Annotated in this window: 20 protein-coding genes and 3 pseudogenes; 20 read left to right on the top strand and 3 right to left on the bottom strand. The window is 37.0% G+C overall.

Annotated features, from left to right (window positions below):
* Positions 1-16: 16 nt before the first annotated feature.
* A complete protein-coding gene (locus DQN23_RS04985; protein WP_111712844.1) occupies positions 17-631 on the bottom strand; it encodes a TetR/AcrR family transcriptional regulator in 615 nt (204 codons plus the stop codon).
* Between the two features lie 483 nt (positions 632-1,114).
* Positions 1,115-2,056: a polysaccharide deacetylase family protein gene (locus DQN23_RS04975; RefSeq protein WP_111712843.1), complete on the bottom strand. Its 942-nt coding sequence runs from the start codon at positions 2,054-2,056 to the stop codon at positions 1,115-1,117.
* A 220-nt stretch (positions 2,057-2,276) separates the two neighbouring features.
* Between DQN23_RS04975 and DQN23_RS04970 the strand changes: the two genes are divergently transcribed.
* The 20 genes and pseudogenes from DQN23_RS04970 (at position 2,277) to DQN23_RS04885 (ending at position 22,170) form a co-directional block, all read left to right on the top strand.
* On the top strand, positions 2,277-3,563 hold the full coding sequence (locus DQN23_RS04970) for a homoserine dehydrogenase (protein WP_020916886.1): 1,287 nt from the start codon (positions 2,277-2,279) through the stop codon (positions 3,561-3,563).
* A gap of 55 nt (positions 3,564-3,618) precedes the next feature.
* Positions 3,619-4,485 carry a homoserine kinase gene (thrB, locus tag DQN23_RS04965; protein WP_111713082.1) on the top strand — a complete coding sequence of 289 codons (867 nt, stop codon included), beginning with the start codon at positions 3,619-3,621 and terminating at the stop codon, positions 4,483-4,485.
* Entirely contained in the window at positions 4,472-5,356 is an 885-nt protein-coding gene (rarD, locus tag DQN23_RS04960; RefSeq protein WP_111712842.1) for an EamA family transporter RarD, read from the top strand. Before thrB ends, rarD begins: the two co-directional genes overlap by 14 nt.
* Positions 5,357-5,368: 12 nt before the next feature.
* Positions 5,369-5,689 (top strand): hypothetical protein, encoded by a 321-nt coding sequence (locus tag DQN23_RS09690; protein WP_407697473.1) that lies wholly within the window; start codon positions 5,369-5,371, stop codon positions 5,687-5,689.
* A 33-nt stretch (positions 5,690-5,722) separates the two neighbouring features.
* Positions 5,723-6,606, top strand: a pseudogene (locus tag DQN23_RS09685) (chorismate-binding protein).
* A 117-nt stretch (positions 6,607-6,723) separates the two neighbouring features.
* Complete coding sequence (locus DQN23_RS09680; protein ID WP_407697477.1) at positions 6,724-7,086, top strand: aminotransferase class IV; 363 nt, start codon at positions 6,724-6,726, stop codon at positions 7,084-7,086.
* Between the two features lie 180 nt (positions 7,087-7,266).
* A complete protein-coding gene (locus DQN23_RS04950) occupies positions 7,267-8,520 on the top strand; it encodes a bifunctional folylpolyglutamate synthase/dihydrofolate synthase (RefSeq protein ID WP_111712841.1) in 1,254 nt (417 codons plus the stop codon).
* Between the two features lie 36 nt (positions 8,521-8,556).
* Positions 8,557-9,120: a GTP cyclohydrolase I FolE gene (gene folE, locus DQN23_RS04945; protein WP_058832964.1), complete on the top strand. Its 564-nt coding sequence runs from the start codon at positions 8,557-8,559 to the stop codon at positions 9,118-9,120.
* Between the two features lie 34 nt (positions 9,121-9,154).
* Positions 9,155-9,955 (top strand): dihydropteroate synthase, encoded by an 801-nt coding sequence (gene folP / locus DQN23_RS04940; RefSeq protein ID WP_020916881.1) that lies wholly within the window; start codon positions 9,155-9,157, stop codon positions 9,953-9,955.
* Positions 9,956-10,022: 67 nt separating this feature from the next.
* Positions 10,023-10,385: a dihydroneopterin aldolase gene (gene folB, locus DQN23_RS04935; protein WP_111712840.1), complete on the top strand. Its 363-nt coding sequence runs from the start codon at positions 10,023-10,025 to the stop codon at positions 10,383-10,385.
* Positions 10,382-10,861: a 2-amino-4-hydroxy-6-hydroxymethyldihydropteridine diphosphokinase gene (gene folK / locus DQN23_RS04930; protein ID WP_111712839.1), complete on the top strand. Its 480-nt coding sequence runs from the start codon at positions 10,382-10,384 to the stop codon at positions 10,859-10,861. Before folB ends, folK begins: the two co-directional genes overlap by 4 nt.
* Before the next feature lie 182 nt (positions 10,862-11,043).
* On the top strand, positions 11,044-11,946 hold the full coding sequence (murB, locus tag DQN23_RS04925; protein WP_020916878.1) for a UDP-N-acetylmuramate dehydrogenase: 903 nt from the start codon (positions 11,044-11,046) through the stop codon (positions 11,944-11,946).
* 27 nt (positions 11,947-11,973) lie between these two features.
* Positions 11,974-13,125 carry an ABC transporter ATP-binding protein gene (locus DQN23_RS04920; RefSeq protein WP_020916877.1) on the top strand — a complete coding sequence of 384 codons (1,152 nt, stop codon included), beginning with the start codon at positions 11,974-11,976 and terminating at the stop codon, positions 13,123-13,125.
* Positions 13,112-13,903, top strand: coding sequence for an ABC transporter permease (locus DQN23_RS04915; RefSeq protein ID WP_111712838.1), 792 nt, complete (start codon positions 13,112-13,114; stop codon positions 13,901-13,903). The genes DQN23_RS04920 and DQN23_RS04915 overlap by 14 nt, the downstream gene beginning before the upstream one ends.
* A complete protein-coding gene (locus DQN23_RS04910) occupies positions 13,900-14,691 on the top strand; it encodes an ABC transporter permease (protein WP_111712837.1) in 792 nt (263 codons plus the stop codon). The genes DQN23_RS04915 and DQN23_RS04910 overlap by 4 nt, the downstream gene beginning before the upstream one ends.
* A complete protein-coding gene (locus tag DQN23_RS04905) occupies positions 14,684-15,757 on the top strand; it encodes an ABC transporter substrate-binding protein (protein WP_111712836.1) in 1,074 nt (357 codons plus the stop codon). The genes DQN23_RS04910 and DQN23_RS04905 overlap by 8 nt, the downstream gene beginning before the upstream one ends.
* Before the next feature lie 147 nt (positions 15,758-15,904).
* Entirely contained in the window at positions 15,905-17,437 is a 1,533-nt protein-coding gene (locus DQN23_RS04900; RefSeq protein WP_020916873.1) for a ClC family H(+)/Cl(-) exchange transporter, read from the top strand.
* 199 nt (positions 17,438-17,636) lie between these two features.
* A pseudogene (gene licT, locus DQN23_RS04895) lies at positions 17,637-18,474 on the top strand (BglG family transcription antiterminator LicT).
* A gap of 355 nt (positions 18,475-18,829) precedes the next feature.
* Positions 18,830-20,742 (top strand): annotated as a pseudogene (locus tag DQN23_RS04890) (beta-glucoside-specific PTS transporter subunit IIABC).
* Between the two features lie 76 nt (positions 20,743-20,818).
* A protein-coding gene (locus DQN23_RS04885) for an IS3 family transposase (RefSeq protein ID WP_111712835.1) occupies positions 20,819-22,170 on the top strand; the annotation gives its coding sequence in 2 pieces (ribosomal slippage) (positions 20,819-21,278 and positions 21,278-22,170; 1,353 coding nt in all).
* 86 nt (positions 22,171-22,256) lie between these two features.
* Here the strand turns inward: DQN23_RS04885 and DQN23_RS04880 are convergent.
* The gene (locus DQN23_RS04880; RefSeq protein ID WP_020916870.1) at positions 22,257-23,183 is read right to left on the bottom strand and encodes an AraC family transcriptional regulator; all 927 of its coding nucleotides are present in this window, start codon (positions 23,181-23,183) and stop codon (positions 22,257-22,259) included.
* Positions 23,184-23,212 lie beyond the last annotated feature (29 nt).

Below are 23,212 nucleotides of genomic sequence, written 5' to 3'. Positions count from 1 at the left end.
AAGAGCTCTGAAATCATCAGGACTCTTGTTTTTCTACAGTTTTATCAGTTTCTTGATAGGTGTCAAGATTGAAAAATTCTGTTAGTTTTACAATCATTTTTTTGACTTCGCCAGCGATAACTTCGGGTCCTTCAGATTTTTCTTTACTTAACCAATGACGCAAAACATTGTAGTATCCACCGATGATAATGTCCATGGCAAAATTGATTTTTGTCACATCACCGCTGTATACAAACCAAGGGAGAGTAATGCTGTTATAGGCTTCTTTGGCACGTCGGTTGAATTGGTGGAAGAAAAGATCAAAATGTTGGTGCTTGATTAAGATTGATAAAACATTTTGCTTATGGTACCAAAATTCTAATGAACCAGCCACCATCACTTCGAAACTTTCAGATTGAGCGAAGTTTTGGCGTTCTTTTAGATAATCATCGATTACCTTTTCAAAATAATAATTTAAGAGTTCTTGTTTATTAGTGAAGTGACGATAAAAGGTTCTTCTTGAAACTTGGGAGATTTCGAGAATATCTTTAATCTTGATTTCTTCATAGCTTTTATCTTTCATCAGACTGATGAGAGATAAAAATAGCCTGTCTTTTGTATCCTTTATTTGCTTAACTTTACCACATACCATGATAAAATCCTTTCTTTTTGAGCAGAATGGGGAATTGGATCTGATTATTAGTTAAGGATATTATAGCACTCTCTTTGCGATGTCGGGGAAATGAAGTTTATCCTAAAACGTCTTCTGAAAATGTAAACGTATCAAATTCATGAGATTGCCCTTTCAATTATAATGATGTAAAGACTTATTGAAAAATCTTTGGTGATATAAACAGTGTCTTTAAATTGTGTTATGATATGACGGTCAAAGGGAGAGTAAGTTATGCAGCAAAGGAAGAAAATATTTCCAGTTATGTCAATGGTTTATTTGGTAATTTATTTAGTTGCCATTATTTATAACATTGAGCACCATCAGAAACTTTTTGTTTATCTGTGGTCAGCTTTGTTTTTGGGAAATTTAGCTTATATTATTTATAGTTTGGTTAAATCGTTTCATAAATTTAATGAGTGATGATAATTGAGTACGAAAAAAGCCTTAAATAAGGCTCTTTTTTTATGGATTGATGCTTGCCATTAGGCTATCAGCTGTTGTTTCTGGTAAAATTCGAATGCGATCTAGAGATAATAATCCATCGTTTTTATCAGCGACTCCTTCATTTGTTGTAATACCAAGCTTATAGTTGAGTTCACCAGCGAGTTGGAGAGTGGTATCAGAATAACGTCCTGCAGGATAGGCGATTGTCATGGTATCTTGTGGTAAGTTGCTATCAAGGTAGCTTTTGGCATCGGACATTTCTGTTTTTTGAGTATTGTCATCACTAGCAGATAAGTCTGGATGGGTTGAAGTATGACTTTGGAAAGATATCCCTTGTTCTTTCATTTCAAGCATCTGGTCGAGACTTAAGTTAGCTGAATTTCCGACAGTACTTGTAATGACATTGTTAGTTGCTTTGGCACTGTATTTTTTCAAAATTGGAAAGGCATTATCGTAAAAATCCCATAAACTATCATCAAAAGTTAGCCAGATGATTTTTGTATTCCCGTTTGGAAGAACATTTTCTGTTAAAACTTTATATGCTTCCTCGGGAGTTAAGAAATAGTATCCTTCATCAGAAAGTCGCTTGATGTGACTTTCAAAGGTTGTCGGATCAACGATAAGGTTGGCATTTGATGCTTCTTCGGGAGCCATGATGTGAATCGCATGATACATTAAAATTGGAAGAGAAACATCAGAATCTTGCTGAACCCAGTTAACTTCGCTACTATTGTCACTAGCTTGAGTTGCTGAACTTTGCTCGGTAGAAGGAGCAGTTGACGTTTGTTGATCAGATTTTTTTGAGATTTGTTCTGTTTTTTCTGCCGATAAAATGAGATGACTTTCTTTTAAGGTAAAGAAAAGCATGGTACCAGCAATAATACAAGCTAGAAAAAGAATAATGTTGACAAGTATCATTTGTTTTTTACTTGTTTTCTCGTGTTTGTGTCGTTTTTTCATGAAAATCTCCCCTGAAGACAAAAATCTAATTTTATTGTACCACTTTTTTAGTACAAATGAAAGAATGTACCTTAAATTAGGAAAAGAGTTTTAGAGTTCGTTATTTTTCTGTAAATTCTGAATAATTTTATGGTATAATGTAGAAAAAGTTTTTATTTTAGGAAGTGCTGGTTGAAAAAATCACTTTTCCGTTCGAAAATTACTTACTAAGGAGAAAAAAATGTCAATAAAAATTGCTTTGCTCGGTTTTGGTACAGTTGCTAGTGGTGTTCCTTCCCTTTTGAAAGAAAATCATTCAAAAATTACGGAAGCAGCTCATGACACGATTGAAATCGCTAAGGTTCTTGTCAAAGACGATGATGAAAAAAAACGTTTGTTGGCTGCCAGAAATGATTATAATTTTGTTACAAACGTTGATGAGATTTTAAGTGATGATAGCATTGATATTGTTATTGAATTGATGGGACGTATCGAACCAGCTCGTACTTTCATCACAAAAGCTTTAGAAGCAGGTAAAAATGTTGTTTCAGCGAATAAAGATTTGATTGCTACTCATGGTAAAGAATTGATTGCTCTTGCTAAAGACAAAGGTGTTGCTTTTTACTATGAAGCAGCGGTAGCTGGTGGTATTCCAATCCTTCGTACACTTGCAAACTCACTCACTTCTGATAAAGTGACTCGTATTTTGGGTGTTCTTAACGGTACTTCAAACTTCATGATGACTAAGATGGTTGATGAAGGTTGGACTTATGATGATGCTCTAAAGACTGCTCAAGAACTTGGTTATGCTGAAAGTGACCCAACAAATGACGTTGAAGGTATCGATGCTGCTTATAAAGCTGTCATCTTGAGTCAATTTGGATTTGGTATGACAATTGATTTTGATGATGTTGCCCATAAAGGTATCACAACAATCACACCAGATGATGTGGCTGTGGCTCAAAAACTTGGTTATGTGATTAAACTTGTCGGTGATGTCCGTGAAGTTGAATCAGGTATTTCAGCAGAAGTGTCACCAACATTCTTGCCAAAAGCTCACCCACTTGCTAGTGTAAATGACGTTATGAATGCTGTCTTTGTTGAATCTATTGGTATCGGTGAGTCAATGTATTATGGACCAGGTGCTGGTCAAAAACCAACAGCAACTTCTGTAACAGCTGATATTATCCGCATTTGCCGTCGTATTAAAGATGGTAATGTTGGTAAATCATTTAACGAATTTGCTCGTGAAACAAAAATAGCAAATCCTTCAGATGTAACAAGCCATTATTACTTTGCAATCAATACACCTGATAAAAAAGGTCAATTGCTTCGTTTAGCTGAAATCTTCAATTCTGAAAATATTTCATTTGAACAAGTGCTTCAACAAAAAGCAAACGGTACTCGTGCGCGTGTGGTTATCATTACTCACTCAATGAGTAAGACACAATTGGCTGCTGTTACTGAAAAATTGGAAGCTGTAGAAGATTTCAAAGTTTTAAATACCCTTAAAGTATTGGGTGAATAAGGAACGATAAGTTTAAAGGTGAAAGGAAGGCTCATTTTTGAGCGATTATAGTGATATGAAAATTACAGTACCAGCAACCTCTGCTAATGTTGGACCTGGATTTGATTCTGTCGGTGTTGCGGTTTCTAAGTATTTGACAATCGAGGTTTTAGAAGCCGCTGATAAATGGGAAGTTTTGCATGATTTGGGTGATGTTCCAAGTGATGAAACGAACCTTTTGATCACGACAGCTTTGCAAGTTAAATCAGATTTAAAACCACATTGTATTAAGATGATTTCAGATATTCCATTGGCACGTGGTTTAGGGTCATCGTCTTCAGTTATTGTGGCAGGTATTGAGTTAGCCAATCAATTGGCTGACTTGAACTTGTCAGATGATGAAAAGCTTACGCTAGCAACTAAAATCGAAGGTCACCCAGATAATGTAGCACCTGCTATTTTTGGAAATCTTGTGGTGTCATCATACGTTGATGGAAAAGTAAATAGTGCTGTTGCGACTTTCCCAGAGGCATCATTTGTAGCTTTTATTCCAAATTATGAATTAAAGACAAGTGATAGTCGTAATGTGCTTCCTGTTCAATTTTCATACAAGGAAGCTGTAGCTGCCTCGTCTATTGCCAATGTTGCTATCGCAGCTCTTTTGACAGGTGATTTGGAAAAAGCTGGAAAAGCGATTGAAGCAGATCTTTTCCATGAACGTTTCCGTCAAAAACTAGTAAAAGAATTTGCTCAGATTAAAGAAAAAGTGCATCAAGCGGGTGCTTATGCGACTTACCTTTCTGGTGCTGGACCAACAGTTATGGTTTTAGCTCCAAAAGAGCAAGAAAGTAAGGTTTTAGAGGCTGTTCACTCACTCGGCTTGGACGGTGAAGTGGTTGCTTTACACGTAGATACTAAAGGAGTTTTTGTTGAAAAAGACTAATTTAGGTTTTCTACTCGGCTTAGTAACTTATATTTTGTGGGGCTTTTTGTCCCTTTATTGGAAATTACTTTCAGGTGTTAGTTCATATAACACCTTTTCTTATCGTATCATTTTCACAGTTGTTACCATGTTACTTTATATGCTGATATCTCGGAATCATAGGTGTTATCTGAGTGAGATTGGTAGTTTGATAGCTGATAGGAAGAAATTATTCATGATGGTTCTAGCAAGCCTTTTGATTGCTATTAATTGGCTGACTTACATCTATGCAGTGGCGCATGGTCAAGCAACTCAGGCGAGTTTTGGTTATTATATTATGCCGCTTGTTTCCATTTTACTTGCTATGATTTTTTTGCACGAAAGTTTAAGTTCTTGGATGCTTTTAGCAATTGCTATTGCAGGATTCGGGGTTGGAATGCTTGCTTTTGACACAGGTCAAGTGCCACTAGTTTCGATTGTTTTAGCCTTATCTTTTGGCTTATATGGCTTGGTTAAGAAAAATGTTCGACTATCCAGTGATGTTGCTATGCTAGTTGAAAGTAGTCTAGTGATGCCTTTTGTCATCATTTATTTGATTGCTTTTAGTAAGGAAAGCATGCTTGATTATACTTTGCTGGAGAATGTTTTGTTGGTAATTTCTGGTGTGGTGACGGCAATTCCTTTGCTTTTATTTGCAGAGGCAGTTAAGCGAGCACCTTTAAATATTATTGGGTTTATCCAATACATTAACCCGACGATTCAGTTGATTATTGCGGTTCTTATTTTTAAAGAAACAATAGCTGTAGGACAATTAAAAGGATTTATCTTTATCTGGATTGCCATTGCTGTCTTTATTTTAGGACAAATTATTGTAATGCGTAAAAATAAGTAGTTTGGAGCTGACATGCACAAAAAAACTGTTGTTGATTTTAAGGAATTAGGGCAACGTTTGATTTTTGAAAATCCCTTGACTGAACTTTCTGCTAAGTCGGTAAGGGAAGTTAAAGACACTTTGCAAGAGGTAGAGAATTACCAAAAGCAAGGATATTATGTCATTGGTTACGTGAGTTATGAAGCCGCTAAAGCCTTTGATGAGAAATTTTCGGTCAAATCTTCCCCTCTTTCTGGTGAGTATTTGGCTTATTTTACGGTTCATCAAGAAGTTAAAAAAGAGCCTTTCCCGTGTCAATCTCAAAAAAATATTCAATTGCCAAAATCATGGTAATCAAGAACGAGTAAAGGCGATTATGAGAGAGCTATTGCTAGGATTAAAGAAGAAATTAGGCAAGGAAATACCTACCAAGTTAACTACACTTTGCAGTTATCTAGTCTGCTTGAGGAAGATGCTTTTACTTTATATAATCACTTAGTCATTGCCCAAGAAGCAGCCTACAACTGCTATATCCAGCACGATGATTTTGCTATTTTGTCTGTTAGTCCAGAGCTGTTTTTTAAGAAAAAAGGAAATCGTTTGATAACGCGTCCGATGAAGGGAACGATTACTCGCGGTTACAGCACTAAAGAAGATTTGGGAAATAAAATCTGGCTGGCAAATGATAGTAAAAATCGTGCTGAAAACATGATGATTGTTGATTTGCTACGTAAGGATATGGGACGCATTTCAGAAATCTGTAGCGTTAAGGTAACAAAACTTTGTGAGGTTGAACAATACTCAACGGTTTGGCAAATGACCTCAACCATTGAAAGTCAGTTGCAATCAGATAAAAGTCTTTTAGATATTTTTCTGCCCTTTTTCACTGTGGGCCAATTATCGGAGCTCCAAAGATTGCGACAATGGCGATTATCAATCAGTTAGAAAAGCAACCTCGAGGCGTTTATTGTGGGACGATTGGGATTTGTCTGCTGAATGGAGATGCTATCTTTAATATCGGTATCTGTATCATTCAAAAACCAGGTAATCAGGCTATTTATGGGGCTGGTGGCGGCATTACTTGGGGGAGTGCTTGTGATGATGAGTATAAAGAGGCTTGTGATAAGGCTGCGGTTTTATATCGCAATCAACCTGACTTTGACATAATCACAATCGCTAGGGTATCTCATAAGCAAATGGTGGATTTAGATGAACACATCAAGCGTTTAAAAGAGTCGGTAAGGTATTTTGCTTACCCGTTCTCAAAATAAAATTTTTTAGCAAAGCTGTCTAAGCAGCTTGAGGAATTAGATGATGCTGACTATTGTTTGCGAATTTTAGTGAAGCAAACTGGTGCTATTCAGTTCCAGCTAGCATAACTTAGAGACCTGCCAGAAAATTATCTGAAAGCTGAGCTGGTTCATCACAGTGAGTCAATTGACAGTCCGTTTACTTATTTTAAGACGACCTATCGTCTGCATTTACAAAGTTTATCTGGTGAGTCTATCTTTATTTCTAATAAGGGTTATCTGCAGGAAACGACTATTAGTAATCTCACTTTAGAAATTGATGGGAAAAGGTATACGCCCTCGGTTGATGTGGGTATTTTAGATGGCATTTGCAGGCAAAAATTAATCAAGGAAGGTCGCGTGTTTGAAGCATATTTGACAAAAGATGATTTAAAGAAAGCTAATCACGTTTATGCTTGTAATAGTGTTCGTGGCGTTTATGAAATCACTTTGAATAAATAGCAAAGCTTCTTTTAGAAATCGTTTCTATCGACTTTCCTTGTGCTATAATAGAAGTGTTATTGTAATTTTATAAGAGAAAGGTATATGCGCTAAAAGCTTATCATTGAAAAATTTCGAGGTAAATGTCTCAATCTTATTTTTAATGTCAGCAACTTTTGGTCATAGTAGGACATTCATCAAATGAATTATCAAGAAGCTTTAGATTGGATTCGTGGCAAGTTAAAATTTGGAATCAAGCCTGGATTAGAGCGAATGGCTTGGATGCTTGAAGAACTTGATAATCCTCAGGAAAAGCTTGCCGCTGTCCACGTTGTTGGGACAAATGGTAAAGGATCAGTTACCAGCTATTTACAACACATTTTCTCACTAGCTGGTTATGAAGTTGGGATATTTACGTCACCATATATTGTTGATTTTCGCGAACGTATTAGCTTAAATGAGCAAATGATTTCTGAGGCTGATTTTCTTAAATTGGTGGAGCGCGTTCGCCCTGTTGTGGAGCGTTTATCTGTTGAAACTGACTTAGAACCAGCTACAGAATTTGAAGTTATTACTATTTTAATGTTTGAATATTTTGGGCACATGCACCCAGTTGACATCGCGATTATCGAGGCTGGAATGGGTGGCCTTTACGACTCAACCAATGTTTTCAAAGCCTTAGCGGTTCTTTGCCCATCAATTGGCTTAGATCATCAGAATATTCTTGGGCAGACTTATGCGGAAATAGCTGCGCAAAAAGCAGGGGTTTTAAAAGAAGGAGTTCCATTTATCTTTGCGACTGAGCGTGATGATGTTCGTCAAGTTTTCACTGAGAAGGCAAAAACATGTCATAGCAGCCTTTATGAGTTTGGTAAGGATTTTTCTGCTTCAGAAAATGAAAACGGTTTTGATTATCGTGGTAAAGAAATACTCAATCAAGTTAACTTAGCCATGCCTGGAAAACACCAGATTAGTAATGCAAGTCTAGCGATTACGGCGGCTCTTCAGTTGCGTGAACGTTATCCAAAAGTGACTACGGAAATCATCAAGACTGGTCTAGCTAATACACATTGGGTAGGTCGTACAGAATTAGTCTATCCAAATGTTATGATTGACGGGGCGCATAACAACGAAAGTGTTCAAGCACTGGTTAGTGTTATGCAAAAGTACAAAGATAAGCATTTGCATATTTTATTTGCGGCCATTGACACCAAGCCAATTGATTCAATGCTTGAGTTACTTAGTCAGCTAGCTGATGTGGATGTGACAACTTTTGTTTATCACAATGCACTGCCTTTGGAAAAATACCCAAGCCAATACTATAAAGTAGCCAATTGGCAAGATTGGCTTAAGCAGATTGATTTAGATAGTCAGGATGATTTTTATCTTATTACTGGCTCACTTTACTTCATTTCACAAGTGCGTCCTGTACTTTTGTCAAGACAGCAAAATTAAGCTATAATAGAAAAAATAAAAAGATTGGAAAATAAAATGGCAAATCAAGAAAAACTCGAAGCAGCAGTTTACCAACTCTTAGAAGCTCTAGGAGAAGATCCAAGACGTGAGGGCTTACTAGATACGCCTAAACGTGTTGCAAAAATGTATCAAGAGATGTTTTCAGGCTTGAATGAAGATCCTAAAGATCAATTTACAGCTGTGTTTACCGAAAATCATGATGAGGCTGTTCTCGTCAAAGATATTTCGTTTTACTCAATGTGTGAGCACCACTTGGTTCCTTTTTATGGAAAAGCTCATGTTGCTTATTTGCCAAGTGCTGGTCGCGTAACAGGTCTTAGTAAATTAGCCCGTGCTGTTGAGGTAGCAAGTAAACGTCCACAGTTGCAAGAACGTTTGACTGACCAAGTGGCTACAGCATTGGAAGAAGCTCTTCATCCAAAAGGCATTTTTGTCATGATTGAAGCAGAGCACATGTGCATGACTATGCGTGGTATTAAAAAACCAGGAAGCAAAACGGTGACAACTGTCGCTAAAGGGATTTTTAAAGAAGACCATGAAGAACGTAAGGAAATCCTATCTTTGATTTTAGGAAAATAATTTCTTAAGGTATTGAATTGCTAAGGAGATCATAATGAAAATCGGTAAACATGACATTGATGGCAAAGCTTGTATCATGGGAGTTTTAAATGTTACCCCTGACTCTTTCTCTGATGGTGGTTCCTACACATCAGTTGAGAAAGCGCTTGAGCAAGCAGATAAAATGATTACTGAAGGGGCAAAAATTATCGATGTTGGTGGTGAATCAACTCGACCAGGTTATACTTTTGTTGAGGCAGCAGATGAAATCAATCGTGTCGTACCAGTCATCAAAGCTCTCAAAGAGAAATTTGATGTTTTGGTCAGCATCGATACCTATAAAACAGAAACTGCGCGTGCTGCCTTAGAAGCAGGTGCAGATATCTTGAATGATGTTTGGGCAGGACTTTACGATGGGGAAATGCTTGCGCTTGCTGCTGAAAAAAACGTGCCAATTATTTTGATGCACAATCAAAAAGAAGAAAAGTATGACAATATTACTAAGGAAGTTTGTGAGTTTTTAGTAGAACGTGCTAAAGCAGCTTTGGATGCAGGGGTTGCTAAAGAAAATATCTGGATTGATCCAGGATTTGGTTTTGCTAAAAATGAAGCACAAAACATTGAACTTTTGCAAGGCTTGGATGCTGTTTGTCAGCTTGGATACCCAGTTCTTTTTGGTATTTCCCGTAAACGCACAGTAGATTATCTACTAGGTGGCGGGACAGCAGCTCTTGAGCGTGATATGGGAACAGCGGCATTGTCAGCTTGGGCAATTACTAAAGGTTGTCAAATCGTCCGCGTGCATAATGTTGATCTCAATCGCGATATTGTTAAAGTGATTAGCCAACTCGTTTGAAAGGAGTAAGAGGATAAGAAAGAGTTTGAGAAAAGTATCTCAGACTTTCTTCTTTGTTACCAATAATATGGATAAAATTCATTTAAAAGGATGCCGTTTTTATGGTTACCATGGTGCTTTTGCAGAAGAGCAAACATTAGGGCAAATTTTTGTTGTGGATTGCACCTTGTCGGTTGATTTGACAAAAGCCTCATACTCAGACTGTTTAGAAGATACTGTTCATTATGGTTTAGTTTTTGAAGCTATCAAAAAACAAGTTGAAGAAAATAAATACATTTTGATTGAACGTCTGGCTGGGGCAATTTGCCAGGACATTTTTGAGCAGTTTCTGCCAGTTCAAGCAATTACTTTAAAAATTTCCAAGGAAAATCCACCTATTAATGGGCATTATGATTCTGTTGGTATTGAGCTAGAACGGGAGAGAGTATGATTAGCGTTTATTTAAGTTTAGGCAGTAATATTGGTGATAAAAAAGCCTATCTTGAAGCGGCTCTTGAACGTCTAAATCAACTGCCACAAACATCGCTTGCTGCTGTTTCCTCATTTTATGAAACAGTAGCTTGGGGTAAGACGGACCAAGATAATTTTTTGAACATTTGTTGTCAATTAAAAACAGAATTAGCTGCTCAGCAATTATTGATAGAGTGTCAACAAATCGAGAAGAATTTGCACCGTGTTCGCTATGAACATTGGGGACCTCGTACAATTGATATTGATATTCTTTTGTATGGCAGCGAGCATATCGCAACAGAAAGCCTTAAGGTGCCGCATCCCTACATGACAGAGCGTGCTTTTGTCCTTGTACCGCTTTTTGAGATTGCTCCGTCACTTGAAATTTGTGGTCATTCTATTACATCTTATTTAAAAACATTAAATCTTGAAGAAGTGCGAAAACTTCAGTCGTAAATATCGTCAAAAGCTGATTTTTTTGTTATAATTAAGGTCGGTTTTATGCCGATTTTTTAGTAGCTTAGTTGCTAATAAAATCATTTGATCATAAATGAGCTAATAGTATTGGTAAGGGTATTAGTTGATTTTAATCAAACGATGACTACAATTTTGATTAATAGTTTTAGAGTTGGAAGAAAATGTTAGAATTTTTATATGATGAATTAAAAGGGATTGATATTCGAGTTAACGAACCCTTAAAAAAATATACTTACACGAAAGTGGGAGGTCCAGCGGACTATCTCGCTTTTCCACGTAATCGATATGAATTGATTCGTATTGTTGAATTTGCTAATAAAAATAATATTCCATGGATGGTGCTTGGAAATGCTAGTAACATCATTGTTCGTGATGGCGGTATCCGTGGTTTTGTTATCATGTTTGACAAATTAAATACAGTCACAGTTAACGGCTATGTGATTGAAGCAGAAGCTGGTGCTAACTTGGTGGAGACAACCCGTATTGCTAAATATCACAGTTTAACAGGTTTTGAATTTGCTTGTGGTATCCCAGGTAGCATTGGTGGTGCAGTCTTCATGAATGCAGGTGCTTATGGCGGAGAAATTTCACATGTCTTGGTATCAGCTCAAGTTCTTACCAAAGAAGGTAAAGTTAAGACAATTGAAGCTCGTGATATGAAGTTTGGTTACCGTCATTCAGCGGTTCAAGATAGCGGTGATATTGTTATTTCAGCAAAATTTGCCCTTAAACCAGGCGACTATGTCTTGATTGAGCAAGAAATGGCACGTTTAACTCACTTACGTGAATTAAAACAACCCCTTGAATACCCATCATGTGGGTCTGTCTTCAAACGTCCAGTCGGACACTTTGCTGGGCAATTAATCACAGAAGCAAACCTTAAAGGACACCGTATTGGTGGCGTTGAAGTTAGTAAAAAACACGCAGGCTTTATGGTAAATGTCGCTGATAGTACAGCTCAAGATTATGAAGATCTGATTGCTTACGTTATTGACACAGTTGAGAAAAATTCAGGCGTTCGTTTAGAGCGGGAAGTTCGCATTATCGGCGAGAAAAAAGATTAAAGAAGCTCCATGGAGGTTTTATGAGAATTGACTAATCCAATTATTGCATTTAAAAACGTATCAAAAGTATTTGAAGATAACGGTACAGTTGTTTTAAAGGATATTAACTTTGAGTTAGAAGAAGGAAAATTTTATACCCTTCTTGGTGCTTCAGGTTCCGGAAAATCAACCATTTTAAATATCATTGCTGGTCTGTTACAACCAACTACAGGTGATGTTTTCCTTGATGGAGAGCGTATCAATGATATTCCAATCAATAAACGTGATGTTCATACCGTTTTTCAAAATTATGCCCTTTTCCCCCACATGAATGTCTTTGAAAATGTCGCTTTTCCTCTAAAATTAAAAAAAGTCGACAAAAAAGAAATTGAACGACGAGTGGAAGAAGCTCTTAAAATGGTACGTTTGGCTGGTTTTGAGAATCGCCAGATTCAAAAGTTATCTGGTGGTCAGCGTCAGCGTGTCGCGATTGCGCGTGCTATCATCAATGAACCTCGCGTGGTTTTGCTTGATGAACCTTTATCAGCCTTGGATTTGAAGTTGCGTACAGAGATGCAATACGAACTTCGTGAATTGCAACAACGTCTTGGTATTACTTTTGTTTTCGTCACCCACGACCAAGAGGAAGCTTTGGCAATGTCAGACTGGATTTTCGTTATGAATGATGGTGAAATCGTCCAATCAGGTACACCAGTAGATATTTATGACGAGCCAATTAACAATTTTGTGGCAACCTTCATCGGTGAGTCTAATATCATTCCTGGTAAGATGATTGAAGACTATTTGGTTGAGTTTAATGGCAAACGTTTTGAAGCGGTTGATGGTGGTATGCGTCCAAATGAAGCGGTTGAAGTGGTTATTCGTCCAGAAGATCTACAAATCACAATGCCTGAAGAAGGTAAATTACGTGTGAAAGTTGATACCCAACTTTTCCGTGGGGTACACTATGAAATCATTGCTCATGATGAGCTTGGCAACGAATGGTTGATTCACTCAACACGTAAAGCCATCGAAGGGGAAGTCATTGGACTTGATTTTACACCTGAAGATATTCATATCATGCGCTTGAATGAAACAGAAGAAGAATTCGATGCGCGTATTGAAGAATACGTTGAAATGGAAGAGCATGAAGAAGGTTTAATTCATGCCATCGAGGAGGAGCGCAATGAAGAAAAATAAGTTCTTCTCGATTCCATATATTTTATGGTTGTTACTGTTTGTCATTGCTCCCGTCATTTTGATTTTATGGCAGTCTTTCTTTGATATCCAAGGGAATTTTACCTTGGATAATTACAAGACGTTCTTTAGTTCTTGGACTTATCTTCGAATGAGTTTTAACTCAGTTTTGTATGCTGCCATCATTACCCTAGTTACTTTGTTGATTTCTTACCCGACAGCTTATTTTTTGACACAGCTTAAGCACAAGCAGTTGTGGTTGATGCTTGTGGTTTTACCAACTTGGATCAATCTGTTATTAAAAGCTTACGCTTTTATGGGGATTTTTGGTCAACACGGTGGCGTTAACGCCTTCTTATCATTTGTCGGTATTGGTCCAAAACAAATTTTATTTACAGATTTTTCATTTATTTTTGTTGCTTCTTACATTGAAATTCCATTTATGATTTTACCGATTTTCAATGCTCTTGATGATATTGATACCAATCTCATCAATGCGAGTCACGATTTAGGCGGAAATGGCTTCCAAACCTTTACAAAGGTTGTCTTTCCTTTATCACTAAATGGTGTGAGAAGTGGGGTACAATCAGTCTTTATCCCAAGCCTTAGCTTGTTTATGTTGACTCGTTTGATTGGTGGTAACCGTGTAATTACACTGGGGACAGCAATTGAGCAGCACTTCTTGACAACACAAAACTGGGGAATGGGTTCAACCATCGGTGTGATTTTAATCATGGCAATGCTTGTGATTATGTGGATGACTAAGGAGAGACGAAAATGAAAAAATTTGCGAATTTATATCTAGCTTTAGTCTTTGTTATTCTCTATATTCCAATCGCTTATCTGATTTTCTATTCATTTAATCAAGGCGGTGATATGAATAGCTTCACTGGATTTACCCTAGAACACTATTCAGAAATGTTTGCGGATAGTCGCTTGATGCTTATTCTGATTCAGACATTCTTCTTAGCCTTTTTAAGTTCAATTTTGGCGACAGTGATTGGGACTTTTGGAGCTATTTTCATCTATCAAGCTCGTCGTAAGCACCAACAATCTATTTTATCGATGAATAATATTTTGATGGTGGCACCTGATGTTATGATTGGTGCAAGCTTTTTGATTCTTTTTACGCGCTTGGCAGATATTTTCCATTTTAATCTTGGATTTATGACAGTTTTGCTTAGTCATATTGCCTTTTCAATTCCAATTGTGGTGCTTATGGTCTTGCCACGACTTAAGGAAATGAATGATGATATGATTAATGCAGCTTATGATTTGGGTGCAACGCCATGGCAAATGTTAAAAGAAGTCATGCTGCCATATTTAACACCTGGCATCATTTCAGGCTTCTTTATGGCGTTCACTTATTCCCTTGATGACTTTGCGGTAACTTTCTTTGTTACAGGAAATGGTTTCTCAACTCTTTCTGTTGAAATTTACTCACGTGCAAGACGTGGAATCTCACTTGAGATTAACGCTCTTTCAACCATTGTCTTCATCTTCAGTATCTTGCTGGTAATTGGTTATTACTTTATTTCACAAGATAAGAAGGGAGAAAACAATGCGTAAATTATACACATTTTTCCTAGGGCTTGTTGCGGTAACCTTGATTCTATTTGGTGTTTCAGTTTATATGCAAAAAATATCAAGTTCATCAAGTCAATCTGATAAATTAGTCATTTACAACTGGGGTGATTATATTGACCCAGAAATAATTAAAAAATTCACTAAAGAAACAGGTATCGAGGTTCAGTACGAAACCTTTGATTCTAATGAGTCTATGTATACCAAGATTAAGCAAGGTGGAACAACTTACGACATCACCGTGCCGTCAGATTACATGATTGATAAGATGAGAAAAGAACATTTGCTCATCAAATTAGATAAATCTCAAATCAAAGGCTTAGATAACATCGGTTCAAAATTCATGGGCATGAGTTTTGACAAGCATAATGATTATTCAGTCCCATATTTCTGGGGAACACTTGGTATCGTCTATAATGATACTATGGTTGATAAAGCGCCAGAACATTGGTCAGACTTATGGAAACAAGAATACAAGAATGACATCATGCTGGTTGATGGTGCTCGTGAAGCAATGGGAATCGGTCTTGGAACTCTTGGCTACAGCCTAAATAGCAAATCGATGACTGAGCTAAATGCCGCTTCAAAGAAACTTGATGACCTAACACCAAATATCAAAGCTATTGTCGGTGACGAGATGAAAGGTTACATGATTAATGATGATGCTGCGATTGGAGTCACATTCTCAGGTGAAGCTAGTGAGATGCTTAATTCAAATGAACACCTTCACTACGTGGTGCCTAGCGAAGGGTCTAACCTTTGGTTTGACAACTTAGTGATTCCAAAAACAGCTAAGCACATTAAAGAAGCTTACGCTTTTATCAACTTCATGTTGCAGCCTGAAAACGCTGCGCAAAATGCAGAATACATCGGTTATGCCACACCAAATACAGAAGCCAAGAAACTTTTGCCAAATGACATTAAAGAAAATAAAGCTTTCTATCCATCTGAAGAAACCTTTAACCATTTGGAAGTTTATGATAACCTTGGCCAAAAATGGCTTGGTATTTATAACGATTTATACTTACAATTTAAAATGTATCACAAATGATATCAAAAGAGTTTGGAAGAATTTCCGAACTCTTTTTAAATATGCTCGAAATCAGCTTTAAGATTTGATAGAATAGTAGTGGGTTATTTTTTGAAAAATAGTTGAAACTAATATGATATTTTCAATTTGATTAGATCGGAGTTTTAAATGGAAAGTTATCGTAGAGAGTACGAATTTTCGTTATCCTCAATCCTTAGCTTTGTGTGGCGTGGTGTTATTGTAGGATGTGTTTCCGGAAGCATGGTCAGTCTTTTTCGACTCTTGATTGCTAAGATTTTCGCGCAAGTGGTCAAGTGTTATCAACTCTCGCATGAAAATCCAGCTTTACTAGGTTTGATTTTACTAGTGAGTGTGATTGTTGTCATTGCTATTGGATTTTTGGTTAAATCTGATCCAGATATTAAAGGCTCTGGGATTCCTCACGTCGAAGGAGAGTTGAAAGGCTTACTTCATCCTGATTGGTGGTCTGTTCTTTGGAAAAAATTCATTGGCGGTGTCCTAGCCATTTCAATGGGATTCATGCTAGGGCGTGAAGGCCCAAGTATTCAACTTGGGGCAATGGCCGGAAAAGGTGTAGCGAAATCATTGAAAGCACAGCGCATGGAACAACGTGTCTTGATTGCTAGTGGTGCAGCAGCAGGTTTGTCAGCTGCCTTTAATGCTCCAATTGCAGGTCTTCTTTTTGTTGTTGAAGAAATTTATCATCATTTTTCGCGTTTGGTTTGGATTTCAGCGCTGGTTGCGAGCTTGGTTGCCAATTTTATTTCGTTAAATATCTTTGGTTTGACTCCTGTGCTTGCCATGCCAAGTGATCTTGTTATTTTGCCTTTACATTATTATTGGATGCTTTTGCCTTTAGGAGCATTTTTAGGTATAATGGGTTATCTTTACGAAAAAGTAACCTTGAATGCGAATCTATTTTATGACTTCTTAGGCAAAATTTGTCACGTTCCCAATTATTTTTATGGTATTTTTGTGGCTATCTTGATTCTGCCAATTGGTTATTTCTACCCTCAATTATTAGGTGGCGGAAATGGCTTGATTACATCATTGTCAACTAGTCATTTGACTTTTGCAGTGGTTTGCTTGTACTTTCTTATCCGCTTTGTTTGGAGTACGTTTAGTTATGCCAGTGGTTTACCGGGTGGGATTTTCCTTCCGATTTTGACTTTGGGGTCGTTATTAGGTTTTGGTTTTGGTCTAGGCATGCACCAAATTGGCTTTATCAGTACATCTGTCCTTGTTAATTTTCTCGTTCTTGGTATGGCTGGTTATTTTGGGGCTATTTCAAAAGCTCCGCTGACTGCCATTATTTTGGTAACAGAAATGGTAGGAGATTTCCGACAACTGATGACTATTGCAGTCGTTACTTTGGTAGCTTACATTGTAATGGATCTTCTAAAAGGTGAGCCAATCTATGAGGCGATGTTGGCAAATTTATCCATTACAAAAGACCGCGAAGTTATTGAACCAACGCTTATTGAGTTAACCGTGTCAGATAAAATCGCTGGCAAACGTGTTCGTGATTTGACTCTTCCTAAAAACGTTTTGATTACAACTCAGATTCATCGCAAGAAATCAGAAGTGGTTTGCGGAAGCACTGTTTTAAATGCTGGTGATACAATTTTCTTGGTGGTTAATGAACCAGAAATTGGAAAAATTCGCAAATTATTGATGTAAATATGTTAATAAAATATTTTTGTATCCCTTTTCATTTTAAGGGGATTTTTGGTAAAATTGATACAGTAAGAGGATTGTTACTGGTTAAGCAGGCAAAACCTAGTGTGCATAGGAAGCATTTGTGCGTAAAAACACAGTGCCTTTTGTGTACGCTAGTTTTGCCTTTTCTTTCTGAATTTTTTTGAGGGAGTAGTAGATAATGAGGATAGATAAAGTCTATAATAACAATCTTGTTTTGGCTAAGGGGGAGGGAGAAGAGATCATCGTCATGGGGAGAGGACTTGGTTTTCAAAAGAAGTCAGGTGACGAGATTGATACTTCTTTAGTTGAAAAAACATTCGTTATGCAAGATAGCTCTACTACACATGAGTTGATGCGTGTTTATATCGACTTGTCACCAGTAGAGATAGAGGTTGTTCTTGATATTATCAAACATAGTCAAGAAGTAATAGAAACTAATTTTGACACAGCATTTTACATTACTCTTGCAGATCATTTGCATTACACACTTCAGCGAAGTCGTGAGAACACCATTGTGCAAAATCCTTTGTCTTGGGAGATTCGTAAATTTTTTTCAAAGAAGTATCAGCTTGGTCGTGATTCCCTTAAGATTGTCTTTGAAAAGCTAGGTGTTATTCTGCCTGATGATGAAGTTTCACCAATTGCACTGCATTTTATTAATGCTCAGAAAGACTCTGGTCTGGTTAAGCAAAGCTATCAAATTTCAAAGATTGTGACAGATATTTTAGGGATTGTTCGTTTGTCTTACAGAAACGTTTTCTGATGAAGATTCTGTCAGCTATAATCGTTTTGTGACTCATATTCAGTATTTTGCGCAACGTGTCGTCAATGGAGTGGTGTAAGGTAAAAATGACTGTTTTTTGTATGAACAAGTGAAGCTGAATTACCCAAAAGCTTTTTCTTGCTCTGAAAAAATCAAGAATTATATCGAAAGCTCACACAATTTTCCAATGAGTCGAGATGAACAAGTCTATATCACCATTCACATTCAACGACTGGAAACAAGTAGTAATTAATCATTAAGAATCTTCTCGACTAAGGTCGGGAGGATTTTTTTAATAAAAATCTTGTGTGAAATTTTTTTGAAAACTTGTGAAAGGTGTTATAATTTCAAGTTTTAAAAGGTGGTCAGCTTTCAGAGATAAATGAAAATGTCAAAAATTGTAAAAAATATCATAAAAGCGCTTTCAAAAAATATATGCGCACGCTATACCAAGAATTGTTAAAAGGATTGTTACTGATAAGTAGGTAAAACCTAAATAAATACAAGATAGTTTTGGCGTTACCACAGATATTGGCGTAGAAAATTGTTTAGTATTTATTTAGATTTTTTCTGTTGTTAGGAAAGAACATTAAGAAAGGAGCCAACTTATGGCTAAAGATTATACTGAATTGGCACAAGATATTGTTGCTCACGTTGGTGGAAAAGACAATATCCTCAAATTAGTTCACTGTGTGACTCGCTTACGTTTCACCTTGAAGGATGAAAGTAAAGCAGATGACGATTATCTCAAACAACGAGATGGTATTGTGACAGTAGTCAAAGCAGGTGGACAATACCAAGTGGTTATTGGAAACCATGTTCCAGATGTCTATGACACTGTTTTAAAAGTTGCCGTTATCCAAGGTGAAGGTGGTATTGATGTTAACGAAGGAGATGTTCCTCAAGGAAATCTCTTCGACTAATTCATTGCTTAGGTTTCTGGACTTTTCCAACCAATGCTAGGAGCTCTTTCTGCTGCTGGTATGATTAAAGGTTTGGTAGCCATTTTAGCAGCAGTAGGAGTGAAGGAAACAAGTGGTCTTTATGTTATTTTAAATGCCGCTGGTGTTAGCTTCTTCCAATTCTTGCCGGTTATCTTGGTATTAACAGCAGCAAAACGTTTCAAAATGGAACAATTCAATGCTTTAGCACTAAGCTTTGCTTTGATTTATCCAAATATTGCAGCAAGTTTCGCAAATGGAAATGTTGATTTCTTAGGACTTCCAGTTATCTTCCCATCATCAAGTTACCTTCAAACAGTTCTTCCAATTATCTTAACAGTTTGAGTTGGTTCAAAAATTGAAAAATTCTTCAAGAAAATCATTCCTGATGTGGTTAAAGTCTTCGTTGTACCATTCTTTGTTATCTTAATCACTGTTCCACTTGCTTATTTGGCAATTGGTCCTGTTATGAACTGGGCATCTAACCCTATCGGTGTTATCTTCACTAATATTTATCGCTTTAGTCCAATTGTCTTTAGTATTTTACTTGGTGCTTTGTGGCAAGTCCTTGTTATGCTTGGTCTTCATTGGGGTCTTGTTCCAATTGCAATTTTGGACTTCTCTACAAAAGGTTGGAGTACATTACTTGTCGCATCAACAGCTATCTGTTTTGCTGAAGCAGCTGCCCTTCTCAACATTTTCCTTCGCACAAAAGAAGATAAAGTTAAACAATTGACTATTCTAGCTTTTATCTCAGCTCTCTTTTGGGTTACTGAACCAGTTATTTATGGTATTACACTTCCAATGCGCACACCATTTATCATGACATGTGTGGCTGGAGCTATTCAAGGAGCATTCTTAGGTTTCTCTAACACAACTGCTTACACAATGGGTGGTATGGGATACTTTGCTATCCCATCATACTTCACTCCAAAACATGTTCCTGCAGGAGCAAACACAGATGTAGACAATGTTTGGTATTTCCTTATTGCCATTTTGATGTCATTTGTTCTTGAATTTGTATTGACACAATTGACTAAAATTCCTTATCTTTACGGTGGACCTGATGTTAAATCTGTAAGTGGTGACAAAGCGGCAGAACCAGTTGCTGAACTTAAAGAATTAAAACAAGAAATTATTGCAAGCCCAATGATTGGTCAAGTTGTTAAACTTGAAAATGTTCCAGACGAAGTATTTGCGTCTGCTGCTATGGGGAAAGGGATTGCTATTGATCCTATTGACGGTACTGTAGTTGCTCCAGTAGCTGGTGAAATTACTCTTGTCTTCCAACTGGATATGCTATCGGTATGCGTACTGAAAATGGTGCTGAAATCTTGATTCACGTTGGTATGGATACAGTGTCACTTGCTGGTAAAGGCTTCAATACAATTGTTCAGGTTAGTGATAAAGTTGACGCTGGTCAAAAATTACTTGAGTTTGATTTGGCAACAATTGGTGAGGCTAACCTTCCAGTTATCTCACCAGTGATTGTTACTAATTCGACAGAATTTGAAGATATTCTCACAGCACAAGATGTACGTGTTAATATTGGTGACTATCTTCTTACAATACTAGCTTAATAAAAAAAGGACGCTTAAAGTGACCTGCACCCCAAAAGTTAGACAGAAAAAAATCTAACAATTGGGGTGTTTTTGTATGAAATTAAGTTATGAAGATAAACTAGAAATATATCAGTTAAGACAAGCTGGTTTTTCTTGGCCTTATATTAGTCGAAAGTACGGTGTATGTCTATCCAATCTTAAGTACATGGTACGGCTTATGAATAAACATGGTATTGAGGTTGTTAAAAAAGGGAAAAATAAGTATTATCCCTCTAAATTAAAGCAGGAAATCATTAATAAAGTTCTTATTGAAGGTCAATCTCAGCTCACCGTATCACTGGATTATGCTCTTCCCCAACAATCCCTACTCACCAATTGGATAGCACAATACAAGAAAAACGGGTATACTATTGTTGAGAAACAACGAGGGAGACCGAGTAAGATGGGACGTAAACCAAAGAAAACTTGTAAAGAAATGACTGAGCTAGAGCATATTCTGGAAGAGAATGAGCGTCTGCGTACCGAGGTAGCTTATCTAAAAAAGTTGAGGGAATTGCGCTTGAGGGACGAAGCCTTACAGCGCAAAAGGCGGAAACAGTTAGAGAACTGGTCTCAGGAGGATTTCGATTAGACCTCTTACTAAAAACCGCTAAGCTAGCTCGTTCTACTTATTATTATCAGTTGAAACGGTTTAATAGAGCTAAGAAAGATAAGAAGGTCAAAGAGATGATTCAAACCATTTACGATGACCATAAAGGCAATTATGGATACCGTCGTATTCATTTAGAACTAAGAAACCGAGGATTTGTTATCAATCATAAGAAGGTTCAACGGTTAATGAAACTCATGGGACTCGCTGCTCGTACTCGTTGTAAGCGTAAATACTCGTCTTACAAGGGAGAGATTGGGAAGAAAGCTGATAATCTAATTCAACGTCAGTTTGAAGGGGCTAAGCCTTATGAGAAGTGTTATACAGATGTCACTGAATTCGCTTTACCGAATATTAGAGGGAAACTCTATTTATCCCCTGTTCTTGATGGATACAATAGTGAGATTATTGAATTCACCTTGTCACGCTCACCTGATTTAAAACAGGTTCAAACCATGCTTAAAAGAGCATTTCCGGCTACCTCTTACCAAGGAACTATTCTTCACAGCGACCAAGGGTGGCAATATCAACACCAGTCTTATCATGATTTCTTGGCATCCAAAGGGATTCGTCCATCTATGTCACGCAAGGGAAATAGTCCAGATAATGGCATGATGGAGTCCTTCTTTGGCATCTTAAAGTCTGAGATGTTTTACGGTTATGAAAAGACTTTTAAGTCGCTTGATAAGCTAGAACAAGCCATTACGGATTATATTTTTTATTACAACAATAAACGTATCAAGACAAAATTAAAAGGACTCAGTCCTGTGCAATACAGAACTAAATCCTTTCAATAATTTATTGTCCAACTTTTTGGGGTCAGTACAAAAGCGTCCTTTTTAATGTGCTTAGACATAAGAAAAAAGCTGAGATGAGTCAGCTTTTAATGAGATTTTCTTGCAGGGTTGATTAAGACACGACTTTCTTTTCGTTTACTGAATTGTTTGCGGTATTGACTTGGTGTTAGTTCGTAGTAACGTTTAAATTGTCGGTTGAAATTTGACAAGTTATTAAAACCAACAGCCGTAGCAATTTCAAGAACTGGATTTGAGGTGTTAATCAACATATCGCAAGCTTTGTTCAGGCGAACTTGAATGATGAACTCAGTACAAGAGCTTCCCGTATGTTGTTTAAAGACCGCCATAAAGTGTGTTTTACTATATCCCATGAATTGAGAAAGGTAATCAATAGAGAGATTCTTTTGATAATTGTTATTGATAAAGTCAATCAATTCACGAATCTGTTCATTTTTACGATAAGTATCATCAGTGTGCTTGCGAAGAACGTAACGATAGTAAAAGAGTAAATATAGAAATTCATTAAGTTTTGATTTGAGTAGCAGTTCAAAATGACGTCCTTCGTTTTTTGAAAGCTCAAAAATGGTGAAGAGACATTCTTTGATTTCCTCATAGCCTTCCATTCCTGGTTGAATGCGCGGAACAAATTTATAAAGACTAGTCTGCAAAGGTTGCAAGTAACGAAGACTAACTTGGTCCACAATAGAATAACCAATCATGTCTAAGTGAAAGCGAAAAGTATCAGTGACATGTTTCTGGTTTTCTAACGGGTGAATAGAGTACATCCCATTTGGTCGTATGAGGATAATATCACCTGCTTGACTGTTAAAATAATCGTAATCGATGTGAAAGCGAGCTGAACCTTCATAAATATAATTGATTTCAACTTCTGGATGCCAGTGGAAAAGAACGTCAGGACGTCCGTTTTCAACCACTGTACTGTAATAATCATAAGGTAGAAGGTGCTTGCTTTCATCTATTTTAATTTCGTGAGCTGGATCTGCTTGTTTCATATAATATCCCTTCTAATCATAACATAGTA

The organism is Streptococcus lutetiensis (assembly GCF_900475675.1).
In the GTDB taxonomy this organism is placed as follows: domain Bacteria; phylum Bacillota; class Bacilli; order Lactobacillales; family Streptococcaceae; genus Streptococcus; species Streptococcus lutetiensis.
Note: the sequence above shows the minus strand (reverse complement) of the source record. Positions and strands in the feature narration are given on the sequence as shown.

Bases quoted from the DNA above. Each gene is read 5' to 3' on its own strand.
- DQN23_RS04985 (WP_111712844.1), bottom strand. From the start codon at position 631: ATGGTATGTGGTAAAGTTAAGCAAATAAAGGATACAAAAGACAGGCTA.
- DQN23_RS04975 (WP_111712843.1), bottom strand. From the start codon at position 2,056: ATGAAAAAACGACACAAACACGAGAAAACAAGTAAAAAACAAATGATA.
- DQN23_RS04970 (WP_020916886.1), top strand. From the start codon at position 2,277: ATGTCAATAAAAATTGCTTTGCTCGGTTTTGGTACAGTTGCTAGTGGT.
- thrB (WP_111713082.1), top strand. From the start codon at position 3,619: ATGAAAATTACAGTACCAGCAACCTCTGCTAATGTTGGACCTGGATTT.
- DQN23_RS09690 (WP_407697473.1), top strand. From the start codon at position 5,369: ATGCACAAAAAAACTGTTGTTGATTTTAAGGAATTAGGGCAACGTTTG.
- DQN23_RS04950 (WP_111712841.1), top strand. From the start codon at position 7,267: ATGAATTATCAAGAAGCTTTAGATTGGATTCGTGGCAAGTTAAAATTT.
- folE (WP_058832964.1), top strand. From the start codon at position 8,557: ATGGCAAATCAAGAAAAACTCGAAGCAGCAGTTTACCAACTCTTAGAA.
- folP (WP_020916881.1), top strand. From the start codon at position 9,155: ATGAAAATCGGTAAACATGACATTGATGGCAAAGCTTGTATCATGGGA.
- folB (WP_111712840.1), top strand. From the start codon at position 10,023: ATGGATAAAATTCATTTAAAAGGATGCCGTTTTTATGGTTACCATGGT.
- folK (WP_111712839.1), top strand. From the start codon at position 10,382: ATGATTAGCGTTTATTTAAGTTTAGGCAGTAATATTGGTGATAAAAAA.
- murB (WP_020916878.1), top strand. From the start codon at position 11,044: ATGTTAGAATTTTTATATGATGAATTAAAAGGGATTGATATTCGAGTT.
- DQN23_RS04915 (WP_111712838.1), top strand. From the start codon at position 13,112: ATGAAGAAAAATAAGTTCTTCTCGATTCCATATATTTTATGGTTGTTA.
- DQN23_RS04910 (WP_111712837.1), top strand. From the start codon at position 13,900: ATGAAAAAATTTGCGAATTTATATCTAGCTTTAGTCTTTGTTATTCTC.
- DQN23_RS04905 (WP_111712836.1), top strand. From the start codon at position 14,684: ATGCGTAAATTATACACATTTTTCCTAGGGCTTGTTGCGGTAACCTTG.
- DQN23_RS04900 (WP_020916873.1), top strand. From the start codon at position 15,905: ATGGAAAGTTATCGTAGAGAGTACGAATTTTCGTTATCCTCAATCCTT.
- DQN23_RS04880 (WP_020916870.1), bottom strand. From the start codon at position 23,183: ATGAAACAAGCAGATCCAGCTCACGAAATTAAAATAGATGAAAGCAAG.